The organism is Streptomyces sp. NPDC026377 (genome assembly GCF_055567715.1).
Window position 1 is genome coordinate 228,015 of record NZ_JBVHPV010000004.1, and the last position, 23,607, is coordinate 251,621.

General features: G+C 73.7%; 28 protein-coding genes. 7 read left to right on the top strand and 21 right to left on the bottom strand.

Annotation, left to right across the window (positions count from 1 at the left end):
• Positions 1-53: 53 nt before the first annotated feature.
• From trpA to hisI, 9 genes are all read right to left on the bottom strand, one after another.
• The gene (gene trpA, locus ACZ4MU_RS11315) at positions 54-869 is read right to left on the bottom strand and encodes a tryptophan synthase subunit alpha (protein ID WP_467874063.1); all 816 of its coding nucleotides are present in this window, start codon (positions 867-869) and stop codon (positions 54-56) included.
• Positions 866-2,155 (bottom strand): tryptophan synthase subunit beta, encoded by a 1,290-nt coding sequence (gene trpB / locus ACZ4MU_RS11320; RefSeq protein WP_467874066.1) that lies wholly within the window; start codon positions 2,153-2,155, stop codon positions 866-868. Before trpB ends, trpA begins: the two co-directional genes overlap by 4 nt.
• A gap of 148 nt (positions 2,156-2,303) precedes the next feature.
• Positions 2,304-2,447: a tryptophan biosynthesis modulator TrpM gene (gene trpM, locus ACZ4MU_RS11325; protein ID WP_467874069.1), complete on the bottom strand. Its 144-nt coding sequence runs from the start codon at positions 2,445-2,447 to the stop codon at positions 2,304-2,306.
• Positions 2,448-2,454: 7 nt separating this feature from the next.
• On the bottom strand, positions 2,455-3,264 hold the full coding sequence (trpC, locus tag ACZ4MU_RS11330) for an indole-3-glycerol phosphate synthase TrpC (protein WP_467874072.1): 810 nt from the start codon (positions 3,262-3,264) through the stop codon (positions 2,455-2,457).
• Between the two features lie 148 nt (positions 3,265-3,412).
• Positions 3,413-3,868 carry a DUF2752 domain-containing protein gene (locus ACZ4MU_RS11335; protein ID WP_467874075.1) on the bottom strand — a complete coding sequence of 152 codons (456 nt, stop codon included), beginning with the start codon at positions 3,866-3,868 and terminating at the stop codon, positions 3,413-3,415.
• A gap of 110 nt (positions 3,869-3,978) precedes the next feature.
• Positions 3,979-4,251, bottom strand: a complete 273-nt coding sequence (locus ACZ4MU_RS11340; protein WP_467874078.1) for an HGxxPAAW family protein — start codon at positions 4,249-4,251, stop codon at positions 3,979-3,981.
• 130 nt (positions 4,252-4,381) lie between these two features.
• Positions 4,382-5,044, bottom strand: a complete 663-nt coding sequence (locus ACZ4MU_RS11345) for a TIGR02234 family membrane protein (protein WP_467874080.1) — start codon at positions 5,042-5,044, stop codon at positions 4,382-4,384.
• Between the two features lie 284 nt (positions 5,045-5,328).
• The gene (locus tag ACZ4MU_RS11350; RefSeq protein ID WP_467874082.1) at positions 5,329-6,813 is read right to left on the bottom strand and encodes an anthranilate synthase component I; all 1,485 of its coding nucleotides are present in this window, start codon (positions 6,811-6,813) and stop codon (positions 5,329-5,331) included.
• Positions 6,814-6,822: 9 nt separating this feature from the next.
• Entirely contained in the window at positions 6,823-7,179 is a 357-nt protein-coding gene (hisI, locus tag ACZ4MU_RS11355) for a phosphoribosyl-AMP cyclohydrolase (RefSeq protein WP_467874084.1), read from the bottom strand.
• An 83-nt stretch (positions 7,180-7,262) separates the two neighbouring features.
• On the opposite strand from hisI, the gene ACZ4MU_RS11360 reads away from it, so the two are divergent.
• Positions 7,263-7,895 carry a TIGR03085 family metal-binding protein gene (locus ACZ4MU_RS11360; RefSeq protein WP_467874086.1) on the top strand — a complete coding sequence of 211 codons (633 nt, stop codon included), beginning with the start codon at positions 7,263-7,265 and terminating at the stop codon, positions 7,893-7,895.
• Between the two features lie 470 nt (positions 7,896-8,365).
• Here ACZ4MU_RS11360 and hisF read toward each other — a convergent pair whose 3' ends face one another.
• Genes hisF through hisD form a run of 8 tightly spaced genes read right to left on the bottom strand, consistent with a single transcriptional unit; the run spans position 8,366 to position 14,127 of the window.
• Positions 8,366-9,121: an imidazole glycerol phosphate synthase subunit HisF gene (hisF, locus tag ACZ4MU_RS11365; RefSeq protein WP_467874088.1), complete on the bottom strand. Its 756-nt coding sequence runs from the start codon at positions 9,119-9,121 to the stop codon at positions 8,366-8,368.
• On the bottom strand, positions 9,118-9,537 hold the full coding sequence (locus tag ACZ4MU_RS11370; RefSeq protein WP_467874091.1) for a RidA family protein: 420 nt from the start codon (positions 9,535-9,537) through the stop codon (positions 9,118-9,120). The genes hisF and ACZ4MU_RS11370 overlap by 4 nt, the downstream gene beginning before the upstream one ends.
• On the bottom strand, positions 9,534-10,286 hold the full coding sequence (gene priA, locus ACZ4MU_RS11375) for a bifunctional 1-(5-phosphoribosyl)-5-((5-phosphoribosylamino)methylideneamino)imidazole-4-carboxamide isomerase/phosphoribosylanthranilate isomerase PriA (RefSeq protein ID WP_467874093.1): 753 nt from the start codon (positions 10,284-10,286) through the stop codon (positions 9,534-9,536). Before priA ends, ACZ4MU_RS11370 begins: the two co-directional genes overlap by 4 nt.
• Positions 10,286-10,942: an imidazole glycerol phosphate synthase subunit HisH gene (hisH, locus tag ACZ4MU_RS11380; protein ID WP_467874096.1), complete on the bottom strand. Its 657-nt coding sequence runs from the start codon at positions 10,940-10,942 to the stop codon at positions 10,286-10,288. The genes priA and hisH overlap by 1 nt, the downstream gene beginning before the upstream one ends.
• Positions 10,933-11,097: a hypothetical protein gene (locus tag ACZ4MU_RS11385; protein ID WP_467874099.1), complete on the bottom strand. Its 165-nt coding sequence runs from the start codon at positions 11,095-11,097 to the stop codon at positions 10,933-10,935. The genes hisH and ACZ4MU_RS11385 overlap by 10 nt, the downstream gene beginning before the upstream one ends.
• Positions 11,094-11,687, bottom strand: coding sequence for an imidazoleglycerol-phosphate dehydratase HisB (gene hisB / locus ACZ4MU_RS11390; protein ID WP_358834507.1), 594 nt, complete (start codon positions 11,685-11,687; stop codon positions 11,094-11,096). The genes ACZ4MU_RS11385 and hisB overlap by 4 nt, the downstream gene beginning before the upstream one ends.
• Entirely contained in the window at positions 11,684-12,799 is a 1,116-nt protein-coding gene (locus ACZ4MU_RS11395; protein ID WP_467874102.1) for a histidinol-phosphate transaminase, read from the bottom strand. The genes hisB and ACZ4MU_RS11395 overlap by 4 nt, the downstream gene beginning before the upstream one ends.
• A complete protein-coding gene (hisD, locus tag ACZ4MU_RS11400; protein ID WP_467874104.1) occupies positions 12,796-14,127 on the bottom strand; it encodes a histidinol dehydrogenase in 1,332 nt (443 codons plus the stop codon). Before hisD ends, ACZ4MU_RS11395 begins: the two co-directional genes overlap by 4 nt.
• A 229-nt stretch (positions 14,128-14,356) precedes the next feature.
• Between hisD and ACZ4MU_RS11405 the strand changes: the two genes are divergently transcribed.
• From ACZ4MU_RS11405 to ACZ4MU_RS11425, 5 genes are all read left to right on the top strand, one after another.
• Positions 14,357-15,898 (top strand): oxidoreductase, encoded by a 1,542-nt coding sequence (locus tag ACZ4MU_RS11405; RefSeq protein WP_467874633.1) that lies wholly within the window; start codon positions 14,357-14,359, stop codon positions 15,896-15,898.
• A gap of 96 nt (positions 15,899-15,994) precedes the next feature.
• Positions 15,995-17,155, top strand: coding sequence for a hypothetical protein (locus tag ACZ4MU_RS11410; RefSeq protein ID WP_467874106.1), 1,161 nt, complete (start codon positions 15,995-15,997; stop codon positions 17,153-17,155).
• Positions 17,156-17,160: 5 nt separating this feature from the next.
• On the top strand, positions 17,161-17,925 hold the full coding sequence (locus ACZ4MU_RS11415; protein ID WP_467874108.1) for an LON peptidase substrate-binding domain-containing protein: 765 nt from the start codon (positions 17,161-17,163) through the stop codon (positions 17,923-17,925).
• A gap of 16 nt (positions 17,926-17,941) precedes the next feature.
• Positions 17,942-18,436, top strand: coding sequence for a Cys-tRNA(Pro) deacylase (gene ybaK / locus ACZ4MU_RS11420; protein ID WP_467874111.1), 495 nt, complete (start codon positions 17,942-17,944; stop codon positions 18,434-18,436).
• Between the two features lie 128 nt (positions 18,437-18,564).
• Positions 18,565-18,639, top strand: a complete 75-nt coding sequence (locus ACZ4MU_RS11425) for a hypothetical protein (RefSeq protein ID WP_467874636.1) — start codon at positions 18,565-18,567, stop codon at positions 18,637-18,639.
• 558 nt (positions 18,640-19,197) lie between these two features.
• Here ACZ4MU_RS11425 and ACZ4MU_RS11430 read toward each other — a convergent pair.
• The 4 genes from ACZ4MU_RS11430 to ACZ4MU_RS11445 all read right to left on the bottom strand — a co-directional run bounded on the left by ACZ4MU_RS11430 (position 19,198) and on the right by ACZ4MU_RS11445 (position 23,088).
• Positions 19,198-19,836 carry a DUF2567 domain-containing protein gene (locus ACZ4MU_RS11430; RefSeq protein WP_467874113.1) on the bottom strand — a complete coding sequence of 213 codons (639 nt, stop codon included), beginning with the start codon at positions 19,834-19,836 and terminating at the stop codon, positions 19,198-19,200.
• A 34-nt stretch (positions 19,837-19,870) separates the two neighbouring features.
• The gene (locus ACZ4MU_RS11435; RefSeq protein WP_467874638.1) at positions 19,871-20,677 is read right to left on the bottom strand and encodes an ABC transporter permease; all 807 of its coding nucleotides are present in this window, start codon (positions 20,675-20,677) and stop codon (positions 19,871-19,873) included.
• 23 nt (positions 20,678-20,700) lie between these two features.
• Positions 20,701-21,708, bottom strand: coding sequence for an ABC transporter ATP-binding protein (locus tag ACZ4MU_RS11440; protein WP_467874116.1), 1,008 nt, complete (start codon positions 21,706-21,708; stop codon positions 20,701-20,703).
• Between the two features lie 105 nt (positions 21,709-21,813).
• Positions 21,814-23,088 carry an NYN domain-containing protein gene (locus ACZ4MU_RS11445; RefSeq protein ID WP_467874119.1) on the bottom strand — a complete coding sequence of 425 codons (1,275 nt, stop codon included), beginning with the start codon at positions 23,086-23,088 and terminating at the stop codon, positions 21,814-21,816.
• A 281-nt stretch (positions 23,089-23,369) separates the two neighbouring features.
• On the opposite strand from ACZ4MU_RS11445, the gene ACZ4MU_RS11450 reads away from it, so the two are divergent.
• A complete protein-coding gene (locus ACZ4MU_RS11450; protein ID WP_358834499.1) occupies positions 23,370-23,540 on the top strand; it encodes a hypothetical protein in 171 nt (56 codons plus the stop codon).
• Positions 23,541-23,607: the final 67 nt, after the last annotated feature.

The window sequence follows — 23,607 nt, forward strand, 5'->3', positions numbered from 1 at the left end:
GTCCGTCCGAACCTGGCGGGGTCACGGGGCGGCGCCGCGTACGGCCCGCACCCCTACGGCGTACGGCGGACGCCCGCGGCGAGTTCACCCGCGAGGGCGCGCACGGCGGCGAGCCCGGCGGCGTGGTCCGGCGCGTCGAGCAGCCGCTGCACGAAGGCCGAGCCGACGATCACGCCGTCGGAGAAGGCGGCGACCTCGCGGGCCTGCTCGGCGTTGGAGACGCCGAGGCCCACGCAGACCGGCAGTTCGGTGGTGGCCCGGGTGCGCCGCACCAGGTCCTCGGCCTGCGCGCCGACCGACGCGCGCGTGCCGGTGACGCCCATCAGGGACGCCGCGTACACGAAGCCGGAGCCGGCGGCCGTGATCGTCGCGAGCCGCTCGTCCTTGCTGCTGGGCGCGACCACGAAGACGGTGGCGAGACCGTGCTTGTCGGCGTGCTCGCGCCACAGCGCGGACTCCTGGACCGGCAGGTCGGGCAGGATGCAGCCGGCGCCGCCCGCCTCGGCGAGCTCGGCGGTGAAGCGCTCCACGCCGTACCGGTCGATGGGGTTCCAGTAGGTCATCACCAGCACCGGCTTGCCGGTGGCGGCGTGGGCCTCGCGGACCGTGCGCAGCACGTCGGCGATCTTCACCCCGCCCTTGAGGGCGATGTCGTCGGCGGTCTGGATGACCGGCCCGTCCAGGACCGGGTCGCTGTGCGGCAGCCCCACCTCGACGATGTCGGCGCCGCCCTCGAAGACGGCCTTGACCGCTTCGATGCCGCCGTCGACGGTCGGGAACCCGGCGGGCAGATAGGCGATGAGCGCGGCCCGGTCCTCGGCCTTCGCGCGGGCGAGGGTGTCGTCCAGCAGGGTCACGTTCCCGCTCACTTGGCGTCTCCCTCGATCTCGGCGAGGCCCGCGGCGTCGGCGGCCACCTCGGCGTCGGTGCCGTACAGGCCGAAGTAGCGGGCGGCCGTGTCCATGTCCTTGTCGCCGCGACCGGACAGGTTGATCACGATCAGGCCGTCCCTGCCGAGCTCCTTGCCGACCTCCAGCGCGCCCGCGAGTGCGTGCGCCGACTCGATCGCCGGGATGATGCCCTCGGTGCGCGAGAGCAGCCGCAGGGCCTGCATCGCCGCGTCGTCGGTGACCGCGCGGTACTCGCCGCGGCCGATGTCCTTGAGGTAGGAGTGCTCGGGGCCGATGCCCGGGTAGTCCAGGCCCGCCGAGATCGAGTACGGCTCGGTGATCTGGCCCTCGTCGTCCTGGAGGACGTAGGACCGCGAGCCGTGCAGGATGCCGGGCTCGCCCGCGGTCAGGGTCGCCGCGTGCTCGCCGGTCTCGATGCCGTGCCCGGCGGGCTCGCAGCCGATCAGGCGGACGCCCGCGTCGGGGATGAAGGCGTGGAAGAGCCCGATGGCGTTGGAGCCGCCGCCGACGCAGGCGACGGCCGCGTCCGGGAGCCGTCCCGCGCGCTCCAGGATCTGGCGGCGGGCCTCGACGCCGATGACCCGGTGGAAGTCGCGGACCATGGCCGGGAACGGGTGCGGGCCCGCGACCGTGCCGAAGAGGTAGTGCGTGCGGTCCACGTTGGCGACCCAGTCGCGGAACGCCTCGTTGATGGCGTCCTTCAGGGTGCGGCTGCCGGACTTCACGGGGACGACCTCGGCGCCGAGCATCCGCATCCGGGCGACGTTCAGCGCCTGGCGCTGGGTGTCGACCTCGCCCATGTAGATGGTGCATTCGAGGCCGAAGAGGGCGCAGGCGGTCGCGGTGGCGACGCCGTGCTGGCCGGCGCCCGTCTCGGCGATGACCCGGGTCTTGCCCATGCGCTTGGTGAGCAGCGCCTGGCCGAGGACGTTGTTGATCTTGTGCGAGCCGGTGTGGTTCAGGTCCTCGCGCTTGAGGAAGACCCGGGCGCCGCCGGCGTGCTCGGCGAACCGGGGCACCTCGGTCAGCGCGCTCGGGCGGCCGGTGTAGTTGACCATGAGGTCGTTGAGCTCGGCGGCGAAGGCGGGGTCGGCCTTGGCCTTCTCGTACTCGACGGCGACCTCGTCGACCGCGGCGACGAGGGCCTCGGGGATGAACTTGCCGCCGAAGGCGCCGAAGTAGCCCTCGGGGCCGGGGACTCGGCCCTCCGGGTCCGGGATGAAGAACTCATGCTCGTGGGACATGGGGATACCTCCCCGGGGCGCCGTGGCCCCGGTCCTGGGTTACGTGTGGTCGCGTGCGCCGAGCGCCGTGGCGGGTGCGCGTGGACGGCGTCCGTCCGTGGTCGTCGGCCGGTCGCGCGGTTCCCCGCGCCCCTGTGGGGCGCTCAGCTCAGCGGCGACGCCATCGCATCCCGTTGACCTGGCCCGGCTCCGAGCCGATCACATAGCGCACGCGCCGCCCGTGCACCCGGCGCGCCGGGGCGCGGCAGCCGCGGGGGCGGCAGCCGGGGGCGAGACGGGCGGCAATCGGCATCGCGGTGTCAGTTCCGTCCGTGCCGCAGGGCGGGGTGGGCGCCGGCGGCCACCAGGTCGGCGACGGCCGCCCGGGGGTCCTTGCCGGTGACCAGGGACTCGCCGACCAGGACGGCGTCCGCGCCCGCGTTGGCGTAGGCGATCAGGTCGTGCGGGCCACGCACGCCCGACTCGGCGATCTTGACGATGTGCGAGGGGATCTCCGGGGCGACGCGCTCGAAGGTGGTGCGGTCCACCTTGAGGGTCTTCAGGTCGCGCGCGTTGACGCCGATGATCTTCGCGCCCGCGTCGACCGCCCGCTCGACCTCGTCCTCGTCGTGCACCTCGACCAGCGGGGTGAGCCCGATGGACTCGGCCCGCTCGATGAGCGAGACCAGGGCGTCCTGATCCAGGGCGGAGACGATCAGGAGCGCCATGTCGGCCCCGTACGCCCGGGCCTCCCACAGCTGGTACGCGGTGACGATGAAGTCCTTGCGCAGGACCGGGATGTCGACCTTGGCGCGAACGGCCTCCAGGTCGGCGAGCGAGCCGCCGAAGCGGCGCTCCTCGGTGAGCACGGAGATGACGGCGGCGCCGCCCGCCTCGTAGTCGGCCGCGAGGGCAGCCGGGTCCGCGATGGCCGCCAGCGCGCCCTTGGAGGGGCTGGAGCGCTTGACCTCGCAGATGACCTTGACGCCTTCGCCGCGCAGGGCCGCTACACCGTCCCGAGCCTGGGGCGCCTTGGCGGCGCGCTCCTTGAGCTCGTCGAGGCCGACCCGCGCCTGCCGCTCCGCCAGATCGGCGCGGACGCCCTCGATGATCTCGTCGAGCACACTCACGCGAGCGGCCCCCTTCCAGGACGGTGACGTTGACGATCGGCCAGGATCAGCCATGACGATGGTATCCGCACCGGAGCGAAGGGCCCGCATCCGGTTGACGCCCGTCCCACTCCTCGGACAGCCGGGACGTGGGGAGATATACGGAATGTCACGGCGCGAGCACAGACCCGAACGGTAGATTCCGGACAATCGAGAAGACCAGCAGGACCGCGCCGACTGCCCACCAGTGGCTGTTCTTGAGGTCGACGCGGAAGGGCAGCCCGCGCGCGGCGCGGACGGCCCAGACCGCCCACAGGACCGCGAAGAGGGCATAGCCGGCCACGGCCAGTGCGTTGGCGCCGAGGGCCGCGCCGAAGTCGCCCGTGACGAAGGCGTGGGCGCTGCGCAGGCCCCCGCAGCCGGGGCAGTAGATCCCGGTGAGCCGCAGCAGCGGGCAGACGGGGTAGTGGCCGGGCTCGTTCGGGTCGACCGCGCCCACGTAGGCGAAGGCGGCGGCCACCCCGGCGAGGGTGCCCAGCGGGAGGAGGAGCCGGCGTGCGGCGGCGCGGGCCCCGGGAGCCGGGGCGCCGGGGGCCGGGCGGGTCGGGGTCTCGGTGGCGTCCACGCGGTGATTGTCCCCGGAGCCGACGAGAGGCGCAGCCCCTGGGCGGGGGCCGCGCCTCTCGTCGGATGCTCGGAAGGGTGTGCCGCGTGGCTCAGGGCCTGCCGGGTGGCTCAGCGGGCCTCGGCGAGGCGGGCGCGGGCCTTGGCGCCGGCCGCCTCACGGGCGGCGGCCATCTCCGGGGACTCCTTGGGCGTGCCGAGGCCGGCCATCTTCATGACACCGCCGACGACCGCGCCGAGCAGGATGAGCGCCGTACCGGCCCAGAAGCCGACCGGGTTGGCGGCGACGATGAAGACCGAGGCCGCACAGAAGCCGATGAAGGAGATGATGACACCGGTCCAGGCGGCCGGGGTGTGTCCGTGGCCGCCGCTGCTGCCCGCCATGAGTTGCTCCTCGTTGGTGAATCTCTGGGTCGCGAAGTGGCCGCCCAGTCCGGGGACCGCGACCGCTCACCGACCATTGTCGCGCACCCGCGCGCGTGCCCCGAGCCTGGGGTCGCCCCCGTGGGGGAGCTCACACCCCGGTCGGGTCCTCGCCCCGGTCCAGGGCCTTCCACAGCTCCTCGGGCCGGTCCGGGTCCCTGGCCGGGCGGGGCTTGCGGGGGCGGGGGCTGCCGTCGCGCTCGTAACGCCCGCCCATCGCGGGCCAGGCGGCGCCGAAGCGCAGCGCGAGCAGCCCGGCGACCAGGAGCAGCAGACCGCCCGCGAAGGTGACGTAGGGCCAGGCCGTGTGCGTGAGGCCGCCGATGGTCGCGGCCGCGTCGCCGCTGGTCCTGGCGGCCTTCTCGTCGAGCGCGGAGCTGTCGTCGGCGCCGAGGAAGGCGGCGAGCGCGGCTCCGGCGCCGCTCAGCGCGAGCAGCCCGGAGACCAGCAGCCGGCCGGCGCGGCGCACGGCGAACACCGCGACGAGCGCGGCGAGTCCGACGATGGCCAGGGCGGCGGGCACGCCCGTCACGTTCTGCCCGGTGGCGCGCAGCGGCACCGAGCCGCCTCCGACCGCGGCGTGGCCCTCGGCCCAGGTCTGCCCGGAGGCGAGCAGGACGACGGCGGCCCCGGCGGCGGCGAGGAGCAGGGCGGCCGCGAGGGTACGGCGACCGCCGCCTCCGCCTCCGGCGCGGGCGGACGACGCGGATTCGGCACGCGACTGGGGTACGGGTACGGCACTCACGTACTCCACTATCGCCTGCGCGGGGGTGATCTTGTCAGGCGGGGGCGGATTTATGGCGGGAACAGGGCGGCGGCGGACGGTGGATGGCCGGTCGCGCCCGCGCGGGGGCAGCCGCACCTGCTCGGCCGGGCCAGACCTTTCCGTGGACGGCGTCGCCCCCACGCGGGCGCAGCCGCACCCGGCACGGCCCCGCCCCGCTGGGAAGTGGGGTCGCCGCGACGGCTGCCCCGGCCACGGACGCCCAGGGGGCGGGGAGCCGCGCGGCCGGCCGCCTGCCGGCTCGCGCGGAGTGCTCAGCCGTGGAGCCGGTTCGCCGTGTGGACGGCCCGCAGCACCGCCGCCGCCTTGTTGCGGCATTCGTTGTCCTCCGCGACCGGGTCGGAGTCGGCGACCACGCCCGCGCCGGCCTGGACGTAGGCCGTGCCGTCGCGGAGCAGGGCCGTCCGGATGGCGATCGCGGTGTCGGAGTCGCCCGCGAAGTCGAGGTAGCCGACACAGCCGCCGTAGAGCCCGCGGCGGCTCGGCTCCAGCTCCTCGATGATCTGCATCGCGCGCGGCTTGGGCGCCCCGGAGAGCGTCCCCGCCGGGAAGCACGCGGTGAGCACGTCGAAGGCGCTGCGGCCCGGGGCGACCCGGCCGGTCACGGTCGACACGATGTGCATGACGTGCGAGTACCGCTCGACCGACATGAAGTCGACGACCTCGACGCTGCCCGGCTCGCAGACCCGGCCCAGGTCGTTGCGGCCCAGGTCCACCAGCATCAGGTGCTCGGCCCGCTCCTTGGGGTCGGCGAGCAGCTCCTCGGCGAGGTCGTTGTCCTCCTGCGGGCCGGCGCCGCGGTGCCGGGTCCCGGCGATCGGGTGGACCATCGCCCGCCCATCCTCGACCTTGACCAGCGCCTCCGGGCTCGACCCGACGACGTCGAAGCCGTCGAAGCGGAAGAGGTACATGTACGGGGACGGGTTGGTGGCCCGCAGCACCCGGTAGACGTCGAGCGCGCTCGCGGTGCAGGGCGTCTCGAACCGCTGCGAGGGCACGACCTGGAAGGCCTCACCCGCGCGGATGCGCTCCTTGATGTCCTCGACGGCGTCCTGGAACGCCTCGCCGCCCCACAGGGCGGTGTACTCGGGCAGCACGGAGGGCGGCAGGACGGTGGGCGCGCACTCGACGGGCTTCGCCAGGTCCGCCTCCATGGCGTCGAGGCGGGCCACGGCGTCCGCGTAGGCCTCGTCGACACCGGTGTCCAGGTCGTTGTGGTTGATCGCGTTGGCGATCAGCAGCACCGAGCCGGCCCAGTGGTCGAGGACCGCGAGGTCGGAGGTGAGCAGCATGGTCAGCTCGGGCAGTCGCAGGTCGTCGCGCCCGTGCTCGCCGATCTTCTCCAGCCGGCGCACGATGTCGTATCCGAGGTAGCCGACCATGCCGCCGGTGAACGGCGGCATTCCGGCGACCAGGTCGCGCGGGGTGTGCAGCGCCTCGATGGTCGCCCGCAGGGCCTCCAGCGGGTCGCCCGATGCCGGGACGCCGACGGGCGGGGTGCCGATCCAGTGGGCCTGGCCGTCGCGGGCGGTGAGCGTGGCGGCGGCGCGTACGCCGACGAAGGAGTAGCGCGACCAGGTCCGGCCGTTCTCGGCGGACTCCAGGAGGAAGGTGCCCGGGCGCTCGGCGGCGAGCTTGCGGTAGAGCCCGACGGGGGTGTCGCCGTCCGCGAGGAGGCGGCGGCTGACCGGGATGACGCGGCGGTCCACCGCGAGCTTGCGGAAGGTTTCGAGATCCATGGCGCGACCCTACTGAGCCGGGGCGGGCAGCAGGACGTCGGCGTCGAAGCATGTCCGGTCACCGGTGTGGCAGGCGGCCCCCACCTGGTCGACCTTGACCAGCAGGGTGTCCCCGTCGCAGTCCAGCGCGACGGACTTCACGTGCTGGACGTGTCCGGAGGTGTCCCCCTTCACCCAGTACGCGTTCCGGCTGCGCGACCAGTAGGTGCAGCGGCCGGTGGTCAGGGTGCGGTGCAGGGCCTCGTCGTCCATCCAGCCGAGCATGAGCACCTCGCCGGTGTCGTACTGCTGGGCGATGGCCGGGACCAGTCCATCGGCGGTCCGCTTGAGGCGGGCGGCGACGGCGGGGTCGAGAGTGCTGGTCATGGGCCCATTGTGCCGTGGCGCCGGGGCACCGGTGGCGGTGCGTCCACTGGGCGGACGCCGGTACGGGCCGTACGCTGGGCCCCATGTCGACCCATGCCAAGCGTGAACGACTTCTGCTCGCCGACCTGTTGGAGGCGGCGGGCCCCGACGCGCCGACCCTCTGCGAGGGCTGGACGACGCGCGACCTCGCGGCCCACCTGGTGGTCCGCGAGCGCCGCCTCGACGCGGCCGGCGGGATAATCCTCGGCGCCCTGAAGTCCCGTCTGGACCGGGTGCAGGCGGAGTTCGCCGCGAAACCGTACGAGGAGCTGGTGCGGCTCTTCCGTACGGGGCCGCCGAAGTTCTCGCCGTACAGCCTCAAGCAGGTGGACGAGGGGGCGAACGCGATCGAGTTCTACGTCCACGGCGAGGACGTCCGCCGGGCCCAGCCCGACTGGACGCCGCGCCCGGTCGACCCGGTCTTCGCGGACACGCTCTGGTCCCGCCTGGAGAAGATGGCCCGCCTGATGGGCCGCCGCTCCCCCGTGGGCCTGGTCCTGCGCCGCCCCGACGGGCAGACGGCGGTGGCGCGGAGGGGGGCGCCGGTGGTGACGGTGACGGGTGAGCCGGGTGAGCTCTGCCTGTTCGCCTCGGGCCGCCAGGAGGCGGCGCGGGTCGAGATCGAGGGGGAGAAGTCGGCGGCGGCGCGGGCGCTGGAGGCGAAGCTCGGGGTGTAGCCGGGGGCCACGCCCCCCGAGGCCCCGTTCTGGCTCGGAGCACGCACCGAGGCGGTTCGCCTGCGGGCTGTGGGTGGCTGGTCGCGCAGTTCCCCCTTTCAGGCCCGGACTTCGACTGCGGGGCGGGGGTGGGCTGGTCGCGCAGTTCCCCGCGCCCCTCAAGGGCCGGGGTCGTCTGCGGGCTGTGGGTGGCTGGTCGCGCCGTTCCCCGCGCCCCTCAAGGGCCGGTGGTTCGCTGCGGGTTGTCTGTGGCCCGAGCGCGCAGTTCCCCGCGCCCCTGGGTGGTTAGGGGCGCGGGGAACTGCGCGAGCGACCCGGCACGGTCCGCAGGTGAAAGATCGCGGCCCGCAGGGCCGTGAGCGGGGTGCAGGGGCCGCAGGCCCCGCAGGGGGTCCGGGGGCGCAGCCCTCGGGAAAACCGCCTTCACCCCCACCCACCCCCGGCGGGTTTGGGAAAGGGGCGGGGAGGGGCTAGCGCACCGGGTGGCCCGCGGCGCGCAGTGCCCCCTTCACCTCCCCGATCCGCAACTCCCCGAAGTGGAACACCGACGCCGCCAGCACCGCATCCGCCCCCGCCCCCACCGCAGGCGCGAAGTCCTCCAACCGCCCGGCCCCGCCGGAGGCGATCACCGGCACGGTGACATGGCGCCGCACCGCGGAGATCATCGCGGTGTCGTACCCGTCCTTCGTCCCGTCCGCGTCCATCGAGTTCAGCAGGATCTCCCCCGCCCCCAGCTCCGCGGCCCGGTGCGCCCACTCCACCGCGTCGATGCCCGTCCCCCGGCGCCCGCCGTGGGTCGTCACCTCGAAGGTGCCGGAAGAAGTGCGGCGCGCGTCCACCGACAGCACGAGCACCTGGCGCCCGAAGCGCTCGGCGATCTCGCGGATCAGCTCGGGCCGCTCGATGGCCGCCGTGTTGACGCCCACCTTGTCCGCCCCGGCCCGCAGCAGCTTGTCGACGTCCTCCGCCGAGCGGACGCCGCCGCCCACGGTGAGCGGGATGAACACCTGCTCGGCGGTGCGCCGCACCACGTCGTACGTCGTCTCGCGGTTGCCGGAGGACGCCGTGATGTCCAGGAACGTCAGCTCGTCCGCGCCCTCGGCGTCGTACAGCTTCGCCATCTCCACCGGGTCACCGGCGTCGCGCAGGTTCTGGAAGTTGACGCCCTTCACCACCCGCCCGCCGTCGACGTCCAGGCAGGGGATGACGCGGACCGCGAGGGTCATTCTGGGGCTCCTTCTGGGGCTCCTTCGGGGACGCCCCGGTAGGCGTCCACTTCCACTTCCACCAGCATGCGCGGGTCGATCAGACCGCTGACGATCACCAGCGTGGCCGCCGGACGGGCCGCGCCGAAGAGCTCCTTGTGGGCCCTGGACGCCTCGTCGATGTCGCGCGCGTGGGTGAGGTACATCCGGGTGCGGACCACGGACTCGGCCCCGAGTCCGAACTCCGCGAGCGCGGCGAGGGCGTTGGAGAAGGCCACCTTGGCCTGCTCGTACGGGTCGCCCTCGCCGTACAGCACCGTGCCCCGGAACGGCGTGGTGCCGGCGACGTGCACATGGTCGCCCGCGGCGACGGCGCGCGCGAAGCCGATCGTGTCCTCCCAGGGACTGTCACTCTGCACACGCCGTACGTCGCTCATCGGGACACAGCCTCCAGGGCCTCTTCGAGGGTGAACGCCTTCGCGTACAGGGCCTTGCCCACGATGGCGCCCTCCACACCCTGCCCCACCAGCTGCGCGATCGCCCGCAGGTCGTCGAGCGAGGAGACGCCGCCGGAGGCCACCACCGGCTTGTCGGTGGCCGCGCAGACGTTGCGCAGCAGATCGAGGTTGGGGCCGGTGAGCGTGCCGTCCTTGGCGATGTCGGTCACCACGTACCGCGCGCAGCCCTCGGAGTCCAGGCGCGCCAGCGTCTCGTAGAGATCGCCGCCGTCGCGGGTCCAGCCGCGGCCGCGCAGCGTCGTGCCCCGTACGTCCAGACCGACCGCGATCCGGTCGCCGTACTCCGCGATGACCTTGGCGACCCACTCGGGGGTCTCCAGGGCCGCGGTGCCCAGGTTGACGCGGCGGCACCCGGTGGCGAGCGCGGCCTCCAGGGAGGCGTCGTCGCGGATGCCGCCGGAGAGCTCCACCTTGATGTCCATCGCGCCCGCGACCTCGGCGATCAGCGCGCGGTTGTCTCCGGTGCCGAAGGCGGCGTCGAGGTCGACCAGGTGCAGCCACTCGGCGCCGGACGCCTGCCAGGCGAGCGCCGCCTGGAGCGGGGAGCCGTAGGAGGTCTCCGAACCGGACTCGCCGTGGACGAGCCGGACGGCCTGGCCGTCGCGGACGTCGACGGCCGGGAGCAGTTCGAGCTTCGCGGAGGGGTTCGCGGCGGGGTTCGCGGACATCACAGGGTTCCGATCCAGTTGGTCAGCAGCTGCGCGCCGGCGTCGCCGGACTTCTCGGGGTGGAACTGGGTGGCCCACAGCGCGCCGTTCTCCACCGCGGCCACGAAAGGCTCGCCGTGGGTGGCCCAGGTGACCCGGGGCGCGCGGATCTTGGGGTTGGTGACCTCCAGGCTCCAGTCGTGCACCGCGTAGGAGTGCACGAAGTAGAACCGGGCCTCGGCGTCCAGGCCCGCGAACAGCTCGCTGTCCTCGGGCGCCTTGACCGTGTTCCAGCCCATGTGCGGGACGATCGGCGCCTTCAGCGGTTCGACCGTGCCGGGCCACTCGTCCAGGCCCTCGGTCTCCACGCCGTGCTCGATGCCGCGCTCGAAGAGGATCTGCATCCCGACGCAGATGCCCATCACGGGCCGCCCGCCCGACAGGCGCCGGCCCACCAGCCAGTCGCCGCGCGCCTCGCGCAGCCCGCGCATACAGGCCGAGAAGGCGCCGACGCCGGGGACGAGCAGCCCGTCGGCGTTCATGGCCCGGTCGTAGTCGCGGGTGATCTCGACGTCCGCGCCGACGTGGGCGAGGGCGCGCTCGGCGGAGCGCACGTTGCCGAAGCCGTAGTCGAAGACGACGACCTTCTTACGAGAAGTGCTCGCGCTCAATTCCACACCTCCAGGCGCAGCACGCCCGCGACGAGGCAGAGCGCCGAGCTGATCGCGAGCAGCGTGATCAGGCTCTTGGACATGTCCTGCTTGACGAAGGAGTAGACGCCGCCCGCGAGGAAGAGCCCGAGGACGATGAGGATGGAGTTGAGGCCGTTCACAGCGCGCCCTTGGTCGAAGGAAGGATGCCCGCGGCACGCGGGTCGTGCTCGGATGCGTAACGCAGCGCCCGCGCCAGCGCCTTGAACTGGCACTCCACGATGTGGTGCGCGTTGCGCCCGTAGGGGACGTGGACGTGCAGGGCGATCTGCGCCTGCGCCACGAAGGACTCCAGGATGTGCCGGGTCATCGTGGTGTCGTACTCGCCGATCATCGGCGCCATGTTCTCCGGCTCGGTGTGCACCAGGTACGGGCGGCCGGAGAGGTCCACGGTGACCTGGGCGAGGGACTCGTCGAGGGGGACCGTGCAGTTGCCGAAGCGGTAGATGCCGACCTTGTCGCCGAGCGCCTGCCGGAAGGCGGCGCCGAGCGCGAGGGCGGTGTCCTCGATGGTGTGGTGCGAGTCGATGTGCAGGTCGCCGTCGGTCTTGACCGTGAGGTCGAAGAGACCGTGGCGGCCGAGCTGGTCGAGCATGTGGTCGTAGAAGCCGACCCCGGTCGACACATCGACCTTTCCGGTTCCGTCGAGGTCGATCTCGACGAGGACGGACGTCTCCTTGGTGGTGCGTTCGACACGGCCGACGCGGCTCATGCGCTCTGCTCCTTCTTGAGTTGGCGGACCGCGTCCAGGAACGCGTCGTTCTCGGCAGGGGTGCCCGCGGTGACGCGCAGCCACCCGGGCACCCCGTTGTCGCGGACCAGGACGCCCTGGTCGAGGATCCGCTGCCAGGCGGTGTGGGAGTCCTCGAAGCGGCCGAACTGGACGAAGTTGGCGTCCGAGTCGGTCACCTCGTACCCGGCCGCGCGCAGCTCGGTGACCAGCCGGTCCCGCTCCCCCTTGAGCTGCTCGACGTAGCCGAGCAGCGTGTCGGTGTGCTCCAGGGCGGCGAGCGCGGTCGCCTGGGTGACGGCGGAGAGGTGGTAGGGCAGCCGGACGAGCTGGACCGCGTCGACCACCGCGGGGTGGGCGGCGAGATAGCCCAGGCGCAGCCCGGCCGCGCCGAAGGCCTTGGACATGGTCCGCGAGACGACCAGATGGGGGCGGTCCGCGAGCAGCGGCAGCAGCGAGGCGCGGTGGCTGAACTCGACGTACGCCTCGTCGACGACCACCAGGGACGGCTTGGCGGCCTGGGCGGCCTCGTAGAGCGCCAGGACCGTTGCTGCCTCGACGGCCGTGCCGGTGGGGTTGTTGGGCGAGGTGATGAAGACGACGTCCGGCCGGTGTTCGGCGATCGCCTCGCGCGCGGCCGCCACGTCGATGGTGAAGTCCTCGTTGCGGGGCCCGGAGATCCAGCCGGTGCCGGTGCCGCGCGCGATCAGGCCGTGCATCGAGTACGAGGGCTCGAAGCCGATGGCGGTGCGGCCGGGGCCGCCGAAGGTCTGGAGCAGTTGCTGGATGACCTCGTTGGAGCCGTTGGCCGCCCAGACGTTCTCGGTGGCGACCGGGTGTCCCCCGGTCCGTGTGAGGTAGCGGGCGAGCTCGGTGCGCAGCTCGACCGCGTCCCGGTCGGGGTAGCGGTTGAGGCCGCGCGCGGCTTCGGCGACCCGCTCCGCGATCCGCTCGACCAGCGGCTCGGGCAGCGGGTACGGGTTCTCGTTGGTGTTGAGCTGGACCGGCACGTCCAGCTGGGGCGCGCCGTAGGGGGACTTGCCGCGCAGTTCGTCGCGTACGGGCAGGTCGTCCAGGGTGAGGCGGTCGGTCACTGTCCCGGCACCTTCCATCCGAACCTCGCCTTGAGCGCGGCCCCGTGCGCGGGCAGGTCCTCGGCCTCGGCGAGGGTGACCACGTGGTGGGCGACCTCCGCGAGGGCGTCCCGGCTGTAGTCGACGATGTGGATGCCCTTGAGGAAGGACTGCACCGACAGGCCCGAGGAGTGGCAGGCGCAGCCGCCGGTGGGCAGGACGTGGTTGGAGCCCGCGCAGTAGTCGCCGAGGGAGACCGGCGCCCAGGGGCCGACGAAGACCGCGCCCGCGTTGCGGACCCGGCCGGCCACCGCGGCGGCGTCGGCGGTCTGGATCTCCAGGTGCTCGGCGCCGTAGGCGTCGACCACCTTCAGGCCCTCCTCCAGGCCGTCGACCAGCACGATCGCGGACTGCTTGCCGGCCAGCGCGGGCCTGATGCGGTCCTCGACGTGCTTGGTGGCCGCGATCTGCGTCTCCAGTTCGCGCGTCACCGCCTCCGCGAGCGCCACGGAGTCGGTGACCAGGACCGCGGCGGCCATCGGGTCGTGCTCGGCCTGGCTGATCAGGTCGGCGGCGACGTGCGCCGGGTCGGCGGTCTCGTCCGCGAGGACGGCGATCTCGGTCGGCCCGGCCTCGGTGTCGATGCCGATGCGGCCGGTGAAGTAGCGCTTGGCGGCGGCGACCCAGATGTTGCCGGGGCCGGTCACCATGTTCGCGGGCGCACACGCGTCGGGTCCCGAGGTCCCGTACGCGAACATCGCGACGGCCTGGGCGCCGCCCGCCGCGTACACCTCGTCCACGCCGAGCAGGGCGCACGCGGCGAGGATCGTCGGGTGCGGCAGGCCGCCGAAGTCCTTCTGCGGCGGGGAGGCGAGCGCGATGGACTGCACGCCCGCCTCCTGGGCCGGGACCACGTTCATGACCACGGAGGACGGGTACACCGACCGGCCGCCGGGCGCGTAGAGGCCCACGCGCTCGACCGGCACCCACTTCTCGGTGACGGTGCCGCCGGGGACCACCTGGGTGGTGTGCTCGGTGCGGCGCTGGGCGCGGTGCACGATCCTGGCGCGCCGGATGGACTCCTCAAGGGCCGCCCTGACCTGCGGGTCGAGCTGCTCCAGGGCCTCGGTGAGCGCCTCGGCGGGCACCCGGATCCGCTCCAGGGTCACGCCGTCGAACCTCTCCGCGTACTCGATCAGCGCCGCCGTGCCGCGATGATGCACGTCCTCGCAGATGGGCCGCACCTTCTCCAGGGCGGCTTCCACGTCGAACTCGGCACGGGGCAGCAGGTCGCGCAGGGCGCCACCCTCGGGGAGGGCGTTGCCGCGCAGATCGATTCGAGAGATCACGGGACCAATTCTCTCAGACCACATCCCGCCACCGGACGCCCGTATCACTGGCTGATACATATCCCGTCCGTCCCGGATCCGGCCCGTGACCACTAGCGTTCACTCCGTTACAGACGCACGTACAGCCCGCACACGACCGCGCGGGTGAGCAGGGGACAGGGGGACGGCAGTGGCCGAGGCGCCGGATGTCGCTGTGGCGCCGGACTGGTTCAGTCCGGTGGAGCTCGGGATGTGGGAGGCCTTCCGCAACGGCAGCACCTACGACCTGAGCAGCCGCAACCGGGTGCGGGACGACCCGTTCTCCGGGCGCGTCTGGGGGCCCGAGCGCTATGTGAAGGCCCGGGCGGTGGCGCTGTTGCTGCTCAGCGGGCCGCCGGCACTGCCCGGCCGGGTCGCGGCGCTGAAGCTGAACGGGGTGCAGATCACCGGGACGCTCAATCTGTCGGGCGGCACGGTCACCCCGTACGTGGAGCTGACCAACTGCCGGTTCGAGGGCGAAGTGCTGATGCCGGAGTGCCGGGTCACCACCGTGCGGATGGTCAACTGCGCGATCCCGCGGATCGAGGCGGCCCGGCTCCAGACCGAGGGCGATCTGCATCTGCCGCGCTGTCGCATCGCGCGCGGCATCCGGCTCACCGACGCCCACATCGGCACCGATCTGCTGATCAACGAGGCCGTGGTCCGCGCCGACCGCAAGGGCCGCTCGATCGCGGCGGACGGCCTCTCGGTCGCCCAGGACCTCCAGGCCGAGCTGATCGAGAGTTACGGGGAGGTGAGCCTGCGGGCGGCGAACGTGGGCGTGACGCTGAGCCTGCGCGGCAGCCGGCTGGTGAACCCCGACGGCCGGCGCGCGCTGAACGCCCCCCAGCTGACCGTGGAGCGCACGCTCTACATGACGGCGGCGGCGGTGTCGCCGGGCGGTACCGAGACCACCACGCCTCCGTACGGCACGACCTACCCGGGCACCCCGGCCCGGGGCACCCGCGTCCAGCCGTTCGTCTGCGAGGGCGGGCTGCGCCTGGACGACGGCCGGTTCGGGGACGCGGTGGACTTCCAGAGCGCGCGCTTCGTGATGCGCGACTATCAGGAGGTGTCGCTGCGCCGGGTGCAGACGCCGGAGCTGCGCTTCCTCGGGGAGCGGCCGGAGCGGGGACGGGTGGTGCTCTCGGGCGCCCGGGTGGTGAACCTGGTCGACATGTCGACGAGCTGGCCGGGGCCCGGCGGGCTCGCGATGGGCGGCTTCAGCTATGACAACCTGATCCCGCGCGGACTGTTTCCGCTGACCAGACGACTGGAGTGGGTGGGGGCGGCGACTCCGGAGTACGCGCCGGAGCCGTACGAACGGCTGGCCGCGGTGCTGCGCGGCAGCGGGGAGGACGCGGACGCGCGCGAGGTGCTGCTCGCCAAGCAGCGCCGGCGCCGCGAGACCCTGCCGCTGGCGGGCAAGGCGTGGGGGGTGCTCCAGGACGTCACCGTCGCCTACGGCTACCGGCCGGGCCGGGCGGCGCTGTGGATGGCGGTGCTGTGGGCGATGGGCGCGCTGGCGTTCTCGCGCTACGACCCGCAGCCCATCAAACCCGACGAGCACCCGGACTGGAACGCCTCCCTGTACGCCCTCGATCTGCTCGTCCCGGTGATCGATCTGGGGCAGGACGGCTACTGGAAGCTGCACGGCAGCTGGCAGTGGGTCTCGGCGGTGCTCATCATGCTCGGCTGGATCCTGGCCACGACCGTGGCGGCGGGGGCCTCGCGACTGCTGCGACGTGGCTGAAATTTGCCGGTCTTTGACCCGTCCCCGTACAACCGTCACGGCCGCCACACACTCTTCACCGCACGCCTCTGGCAAAGCTCCGACCTGCGGTTTTGAATGGTTCGCACCATGTCATTCGTACGCGCCCTGCTCCGTGCCGCCCGCGCGGGCAGGCACACCCCGCAGCCCGTCGCCGACCTCCCGGCCGACGAGGATCTGCTCCTCGACGCGCCCGACGGGCGGCTCGGCCCCGCGCTGGTGGACGCCGCCGGGGGCGAGTTCGCGGGCGCGGCCGCGCTCCTGGCCGCGACCCGGGAGGCGGCCGAGTGGGAGAACCGCGACCGCTACACCATGCGCCTCGCGGCCTTCGCGGTCAGCCGCCCGGACTGGCTCGCCGACTGGCTGGCCGCCGCGCCCCGGGACCCGGACGCGCTGCTGGTCAAGGCGGAGCTGGCGATCGTACGGGCGTGGGGCTCCCCGGCCCGCGCCGAGCTGCTGCGCGAGATCGCCCCGCTGATCGACGCGGCGGCCTCGGCCGAGCCCGCGGACCCGGTGCCGTGGCGCATCGCGCTGGACCACGCGCGCGGCACCCACGCCCCGCACACCGTCTTCGAGGCGCTGTGGGCGGAGGCGGTCGGCCGCTCCTCTCACCACTACGGCTGCCATGTAGCGGCCCTGCAGTACCTCTCGGCCCAGTGGTACGGCTCGCACCGGGAGTGCTTCGGCTTCGCAGAGGAGGCCGCGGCGGACGCGCTGCCGGGCTCGCTGGTGCGGGCGCTGCCGGTGCGGGCCGCGTTCGCGTGCCTGGCCGCCGGCACCGCCGGGGCGCCGAGCGGCCGTCAGAGCCCGCGCGAGCTATTCGCCGACCGGATCGACGCGGCGGCCGACCTCGCCATCGCGCTCTCCGCCGCTTACGAGCCGGGCGACCCGTGGCCCGCCGAGGTGCGCAATCTGCTCGCGTACGTCCTGGTCGTACGGGAGCGGTGGGAGGAGGCCCTGGAGCAGTTCGGCCGGATCGGGGCCTATGCCACGGCGTTCCCGTGGGCGCGGCTCGACGACGATCCGCTGGGCCGGTTCACCGAGCTGCGCGACGAGGTGCGCCGGCGGGTGGCCGCGCGCGGGCCGGGGCGCGAACGGGGTCCCGTGGGCATCCAGGTCGCGCCGCTGGGCGCCCTGGGGCGGCCGCCCGCGCCCGTGCCCGGCCGCTCCGCCGGGCCCCCGGGCGCGGGCGCCCTGGGCAAGCCCGGACGCAGCCGGTCCGGCGACCATTACGCTTGAGCGTTGTGACCACCGCTCGCCTCCCCCTCTTTCCGCTCAACTCGGTCCTGTTCCCCGGTCTCGTCCTGCCGCTGAACGTGTTCGAGGAGCGCTATCGCGCCATGATGCGCGATCTGCTGAAGTCCGGCCCGGACTCCGGCGCCGACCCGGACGACGACGAGCCGCGCCGGTTCGCCGTGGTCGCGATCCGCGACGGCCGGGAGGTCGCGCCGACGGGTCCCGGGCTGCCCGACCAGACGTCCGTCCCGGAGAAGGGCCCGGCGGCCGGCTTCGGCCCCGACCCGATCCAGGCGTTCCACCAGGTGGGATGTATCGCGGACGCGGCGACGATCCGGGAGCGCGCGGACGGCAGCTTCGAGGTCCTGGCGACCGGCACGACCCGCGTCAAGCTCCTCTCGGTCGACGCGAGCGGCCCCTATCTGACGGCCGAGCTGGAGGAGCTGCCCGAGGAGCCCGGCGAGGAGGCGGGGGCGCTGGCGGAGGGCGTGCTGCGGGCGTTCCGGGCGTACCAGAAGCGGCTGGCCGGGGCCCGGGAGCGCTCGGTGACCGGCTCGGCCGAGCTCCCCGACGAGCCCTCGGTGGTCTCCTACCTGGTGGCGGCGGCCGCCGTGCTCGACGTCCCCGCCAAGCAGCGGCTGCTCCAGGCGCCCGACACGGCGACGCGGCTGCGGGAGGAGCTGACGCTGCTGCGCGCCGAGACCGCGGTGATCCGCCACCTTCCCTCGCTCCCGGCGGTGGACCTGACCCGCTCCCCCACGAGCCCCAACTGACCCGAGGAACGCTTCGGTGGCGAAGAAGAAGGCGGCCGGGGGCGGCACCCCGGCGACCGTGGCACTGACGGCGGCGGGCGCGGCGTTCACGGTGCACGCGTACGAGCACGACCCCTCCTCCGCGTCGTACGGGGAGGAGGCCGCGCGGGCGCTGGGCGTCTCCCCCGACCGGGTCTTCAAGACGCTGGTGGCTGACGTGGACGGCGAGCTGACCGTGGCCGTGGTCCCGGTGGCGGGCTCCCTGGACCTCAAGGCGCTGGCGGCGGCGGTGGGGGGCAAGCGGGCGGTGATGGCGGACCCGGCGGTGGCGGAGCGCACGACGGGCTACGTCCGGGGCGGCATCTCCCCCCTGGGGCAGCGCCGCCGGCTGCGCACGGTCGTGGACGCGTCGGCGTCGGCGCACGCCACGATCTGTGTCTCGGCGGGCCGCCGCGGGCTCGAGGTCGAGCTGTCTCCTCAGGACCTGGTGGCCCTGACGGGGGCGGTGCTGGCGGCGGTGGGGCGTTCCTGACGGTGTTCCCGGCGGTGTTCCTGGCGGTGCGGGCGGTGCGGGTGGTGCGGGTGGGGGCGGGCCGTGGCTGACGGGGATGTCCGGTAATCCCCCTGGACACCTCGCCCCGGCGCGAGCAGGTTGCCCTCATGTCGAAACGAACCCGCAAGCGGAGGTGGCGCGTCCGTAAAGGCCGGGCCAACCACGGCCGCCGCCCGGCGTAGCGCGCGCTGTTTGAACCCGGGGGTCGTCTGCGGGCCGATGGGGGTTGCTCGCGAAGTTCCCCGCGCCCCTTCAAGGCCCAGTGCCCGCCTGCGGGTCGTGGACGGTTGCTCGCGCAGTTCCCCGCGCCCCTGAGAGGTCGCCGGTCACCTGCGGGCCGGTGGGGGCTGGCCGCGCAGTTCCCCGCGCCCCTCAAGGGCCCGGGGACAGTTGCCCGCGTCGGTCCCCGCGCCCCTCAAGGGCCCGGGGACAGTTGCTCCCGTCGGTTCCCGCGCCCCTTCAAGGCCCAGTGCCCGCCTCCGGGTCGTGGACGGTTGCTCGCGCAGTTCCCCGCGCCCCTTCGGGGCACGGTGACCGTTGCTCCCGTCGGTCCCTGTGCCCCGGACCGGAACGCTCTCGGGCTGGGAGGCGGCGTACTGCCCAGGGGCGCGGGGAACTGCGCGATCAGCCCCCACCGGGCCGCACACGAATCGGCACCGCAGGGGTCCAGGGGGCGCAGCCCCCGGTAAGGGGTTCGGGGGCCGAGCGCCCGAGGAAGCCGCACCCGCCCCCGTAGGGGCTCACAGCTCCGGCGCCGGCCACACTTCGGGATCCCGCGGAGCGAACAGCGCCGTAAGCCCCAGATGCGCCCCCATCGTCGCCAACGGCCACGCCAACAACGCCCCCTTCGCGTTCAGCCGAAGCGGCGCGTCGAAGACGACCCCCTTCCCCGCCGCCCGCGCCGCCGCGACCACGTCATCCGTGGGGCCCAGCCACTCCCCCAGCTCCATGGCCACCCAGGAACCGAGCAGCGCGCCCACCGCGAGCCCCACCACCAGCGGGATGCCCCCGCGCTTGCGCAGCAGGAAGACGAGAGCCGCGCAGAGCACACCGAACCCCAGCGCGAGCAGGATGAACGTTCCGTCCGCCCCGATCGCCTCCTCGCCCTCGGTGTCCTTCAGGAACACCGCCTTGTCGTCGGAGACGAGCGGCACCCGGGGCGACAGCCAGACCCACAGCAGCCCGAGCAGCACGCCCATGACCGCCACCGCGACCGCCGCGACCACGGCGTCCCGCAGCTCCGTCCTCATCGCGCTGCCCTCCTCGCTCGCCAGGGCCGCGGGGCCCTCGGCGCCCGGGCCGGAACGGGGGTGTGCGGAGTCCTGCCAGGCGTCGTCGTCCGGCGGCGGCTGGTGAGGCGGAGTCAGAGGTGCGGTCACCCCGCCATCGTGCCAGGCGCTCCTGTGCGGCGCCTCACCGGGAGACCGCCGCCCGCCGGTACGCCCACGTCGCCACGAGCAGCGACACCACCCCGACGCCCGCGCAGACCGCGAGGTCGAGCCCGATGACGGCCCAGTCGGGGTGCCCGCCGAAGCTGTGCGCGAACGCCTCCACCCCGTACGTGGAGGGCAGCAGATCGCGTGCGTACGCGATCGGTCCGGGCAGCCGGTCGGCGGGCAGGACGCCGAGCAACAGCGCCGCCGACATGCCCAACTGGCCCAGCAGGGTGGCCAGTTCCTGGCGCGGGGCCAGCAGTCCGAGGGCCGCGCCGAGCCCGGCGAGCGCGGCGCCCGCCAGCGGGATCACCGCGGCCAGTACCCACAGGTGCGCCACCGGCAGCCCGAACAGGGCGCAGCCGGTGACCGCCGTGACCAGCGTCCCGGGCACCGTGAACGAGGCGTACGCGGCGGCCGTGCCCAGCACCACCGAGGCGGGCGGCACCGGCAGCGTCGCGTAGTGGTCCAGGCCCCCGCCCGCCCGCAGGTGCCCGAAGTACTGCGCGAGCAGGTTGAGCGCGACGAAGGCCACCACCAGGACGCTCGACCCGGCGACCACGGCCCGCGCCTCGCTCCCGCCGTCCACGACCCCGCGCATCAGGACCATGATCCCGACGGACTGGAAGGTCGCCACGAAGAGCAGCGGGATCCGGGCCACCCTGGCCCGGGAGAGCTGGGCCCGGTAGACGGCCGCGAGGGCGGGCAGCAGCCGCGCCCGGGGCGCGAGCGGCGCGGCGGCGGCGGGCCGCGCCGGGGCGGCGACCGCCTCCGCGGGAGCCTCCACGGAAACCTCCAGGGGAATCGCGCTCACGCCTTCACCAGACCTTCCGTGCGGCCGCCGAGGGCGAGGTAGACGTCTTCCAGGCTCGGCGTGGCCAGGGTGAAGTCGTCGAGGGCGGCGAACGCCGGGCCGCCGGTGACCGCCGCGACGGCGGCGCGCGCCGCGTCGGGGCCGAGCCGCAGCACCCAGCGCCGCCCGGACTCCTGGGCGTCCGCCCGCAGCGCCGCGACCTCGGGCAGCTCGACGGGCGCCCGCTCGCGCCACACCAGCTCGACCCGGACCTCGGAGGCGACCCGTTCCTTGAGGCCCGCCGGGGTGTCGCAGGCGATGACCCTGCCGCGGTCGAGGACGGCGACCCGGTCGAGCACGGTCTCGGCCTCGATGACGTTGTGGGTGACGAGCAGCACGGTCGCGCCGCGCTCGGCCCGGCGGCGGTCCACGGCGGCCCAGACGGCCCGCCGGGCCACCGGGTCCATGCCGGTGGTCGGCTCGTCGAGGACGAGTACGGGCCGGTCGCCGACGAGGGCGGTGGCGAAGCAGGCGAGCCGCCGCTGTCCGCCGGAGAGCTTCTTCAGGGGCCGCCCGGCGAGCGCGGTCAGCCCGAGCTCCTCCAGTACGGCGCCGCACTCGGCGCGCGCGGCCCGGGCGGTGAGTCCGCGCAGCCGGCCGGTGGTCTCGGCGGCGAGCGCCACGGTCAGCTCGTCCAGGGCGGTGGACTCCTGCCCGAGGTAGCCGATCAGCCGGGCGGCCCGCTCGGGGTGGCGCACCAGGTCGTGGCCGAGGACGTCGACGCTGCCGGAGTCGGGCCGCATCAGGCCGGTGAGCTGGCGAACCAGGGTCGACTTGCCCGCGCCGTTGGGCCCGAGCAGGCCGAAGATCTCGCCGCCTCCCACGTCGAGGTCGATCCCGTCGGTGGCCCTGATCTCGGGCGTACCGGCCGAGCCGCGCCGTCCGCGCGCGGCGGGGTACGTCTTGGTGAGGCCCCGCACCGTGCAAACGGTGCCGGCCCGCGCCGCTGCTGTGCCGGTACTCACGGAGAACGAGCCTACGGGGTCGGCCGGGCCGCGCTGTCCCCGGACCCCCGGTTTGGTTCCGTTCACCGAACGACCGCGCGGGCGCGGAGCCGCCCCGGGGCCGCCTCAGTCCCCGGCCGGGGTGCGCTCGGCCGCCGCCCTGACGTCGATCTCCCGCCAGAACCCGGCCCGGATCGCGTACCGGTCGTGCTCGTCGATCTGGTCGTCCTTGTGGGCGAGGAGCCCGAACCGGGCCGCGTACCGCAGGAGTTCGCCGTCGATGCGGTGCGGGATGCGCGGGTACATCGTGGACAGCTTCTGTACGTGGGTGGTCTCCGGCAGCCGCCCCATCCAGCGGCGTGCGAAGACCTGCCCCACCTCGTAGGGGTCGCCGCCGACCGTGGTGATGTCCTCCTCGCGGTCCGCCCAGCGCTGCTCGGCGCTGGTCAGCTGGGCGAGGGTGGGCAGCGAGGCGGTCTCCGGGGACTCGCCGAGCGTGGCTCCCGGGCGCTCCACCCACCCTTTGTCGGAGGACCAGCGCAGGGTCGCGTGCGCGGCGTGCGGCGCGGGCGTCTGGGCGCCGGGCGCGCGCAGGGCCGCGAGGTCCTTGGGGGTGGGCACGCCCTTGACCGCGGTGCCGGGCGCGGGGGCGACCGCGGTGCCGTTGCCGACCGCCGCCGCGGGCTGCGCCGTCCCGTTGCGTACGGCGGCGGTCTGGGCGGCCCGGGCCGCCTCGGCGGCCCGCTCGGCGGAGGCGGCGAGCGCGGACTCGGGCAGCGGCGCGGAGAGGATGGCGGCGATCTCGGGGCGGGGGGCGGCGGCCGGGGCGTACATGCTGCTGAGTTCCTTCACCCGGACCGCCTGGGTGATCCACTTGCGGTCGAGTACCCGCCGCTCGTCGGCCTCGGCCACCAGGTCCTCGGACTGGTTGTAGTCGCCGTCGGCGGCCTGGACCGCCCACAGGTGCACGGCGACCCCGTGCTCCTTGGCCGACATGAGTCCGGGCAGCAGATCGCCGTCCCCGGTCACCAGGACCACATCGGAACAGGCGCGGTTTCTGGCCAACTCGGTGAGCTCGGCGTGCATCGCCGCGTCGACGCCCTTCTGCGCCCACCGCCCGTCGCTGCGGGTCAGCGCGCCGAGGCGGACCGTCACCCGGGACATCACCCGCAGCCTGCGGTGTTCGGGCTGGGGCACCCGGTCGGGGGCGCCGTCGAACCAGTAGATCCGCAGCAGCGGCTGCTCGGTGTCGGCCTCCGCCCGCTCGCGCAGCGCCTGGATCAGGGCGGCGTGGTCGACGGTGATCCGCGAACGGGCAGGCTCTCCGGCCAGAAGGCTCGCGGCCGCGCCCAGCAAGTAACCCGCATCCACAAGGACGACGCAGCGGTCCACGCGTTCCACCCTCTTTCAGAACCTTGAAAATCAAAAGATCAGAGGCAAAGGAGATCAGGGAGATAAGAGTGCAGGAGATCGAGAGATCAGGGAACGTACTTCGGGTTTCCTTCGAGTCTGCCCGACCCGGCGGGGGTTGACGGCCGGAACTCGATCATCGGCGTGGCGAACCGCTATCTACGGAGCCGTTACGGAGGATTACGCACGGTAATCGTCTGGAATGCGTTCTTTGTCGGGGTGTGTGAGTCTGGCAGCGGCCCTGGACCCTAGTCCCCACAGGAGGCATCACCATGGCCAAGAACAAGTCCGGCCGCAAGCAGCAGCCCGCCTCGCAGGCCGAGCGCGGTCAGCAGGAGGCCCAGAAGTCGTCGATGGAGGCGCAGGCGCTGTCCCAGCCCCAGGCGCAGGGCAGCCCGGCCGATGTTGCCCGTAAGCACCAGCGTCGCTTCGGTCACAACTGATAATTCCCCGCACATCAGGCACGTGAATACGGAAGGGGCGCGCCCTATTGGACGCGCCCCTTCCGCA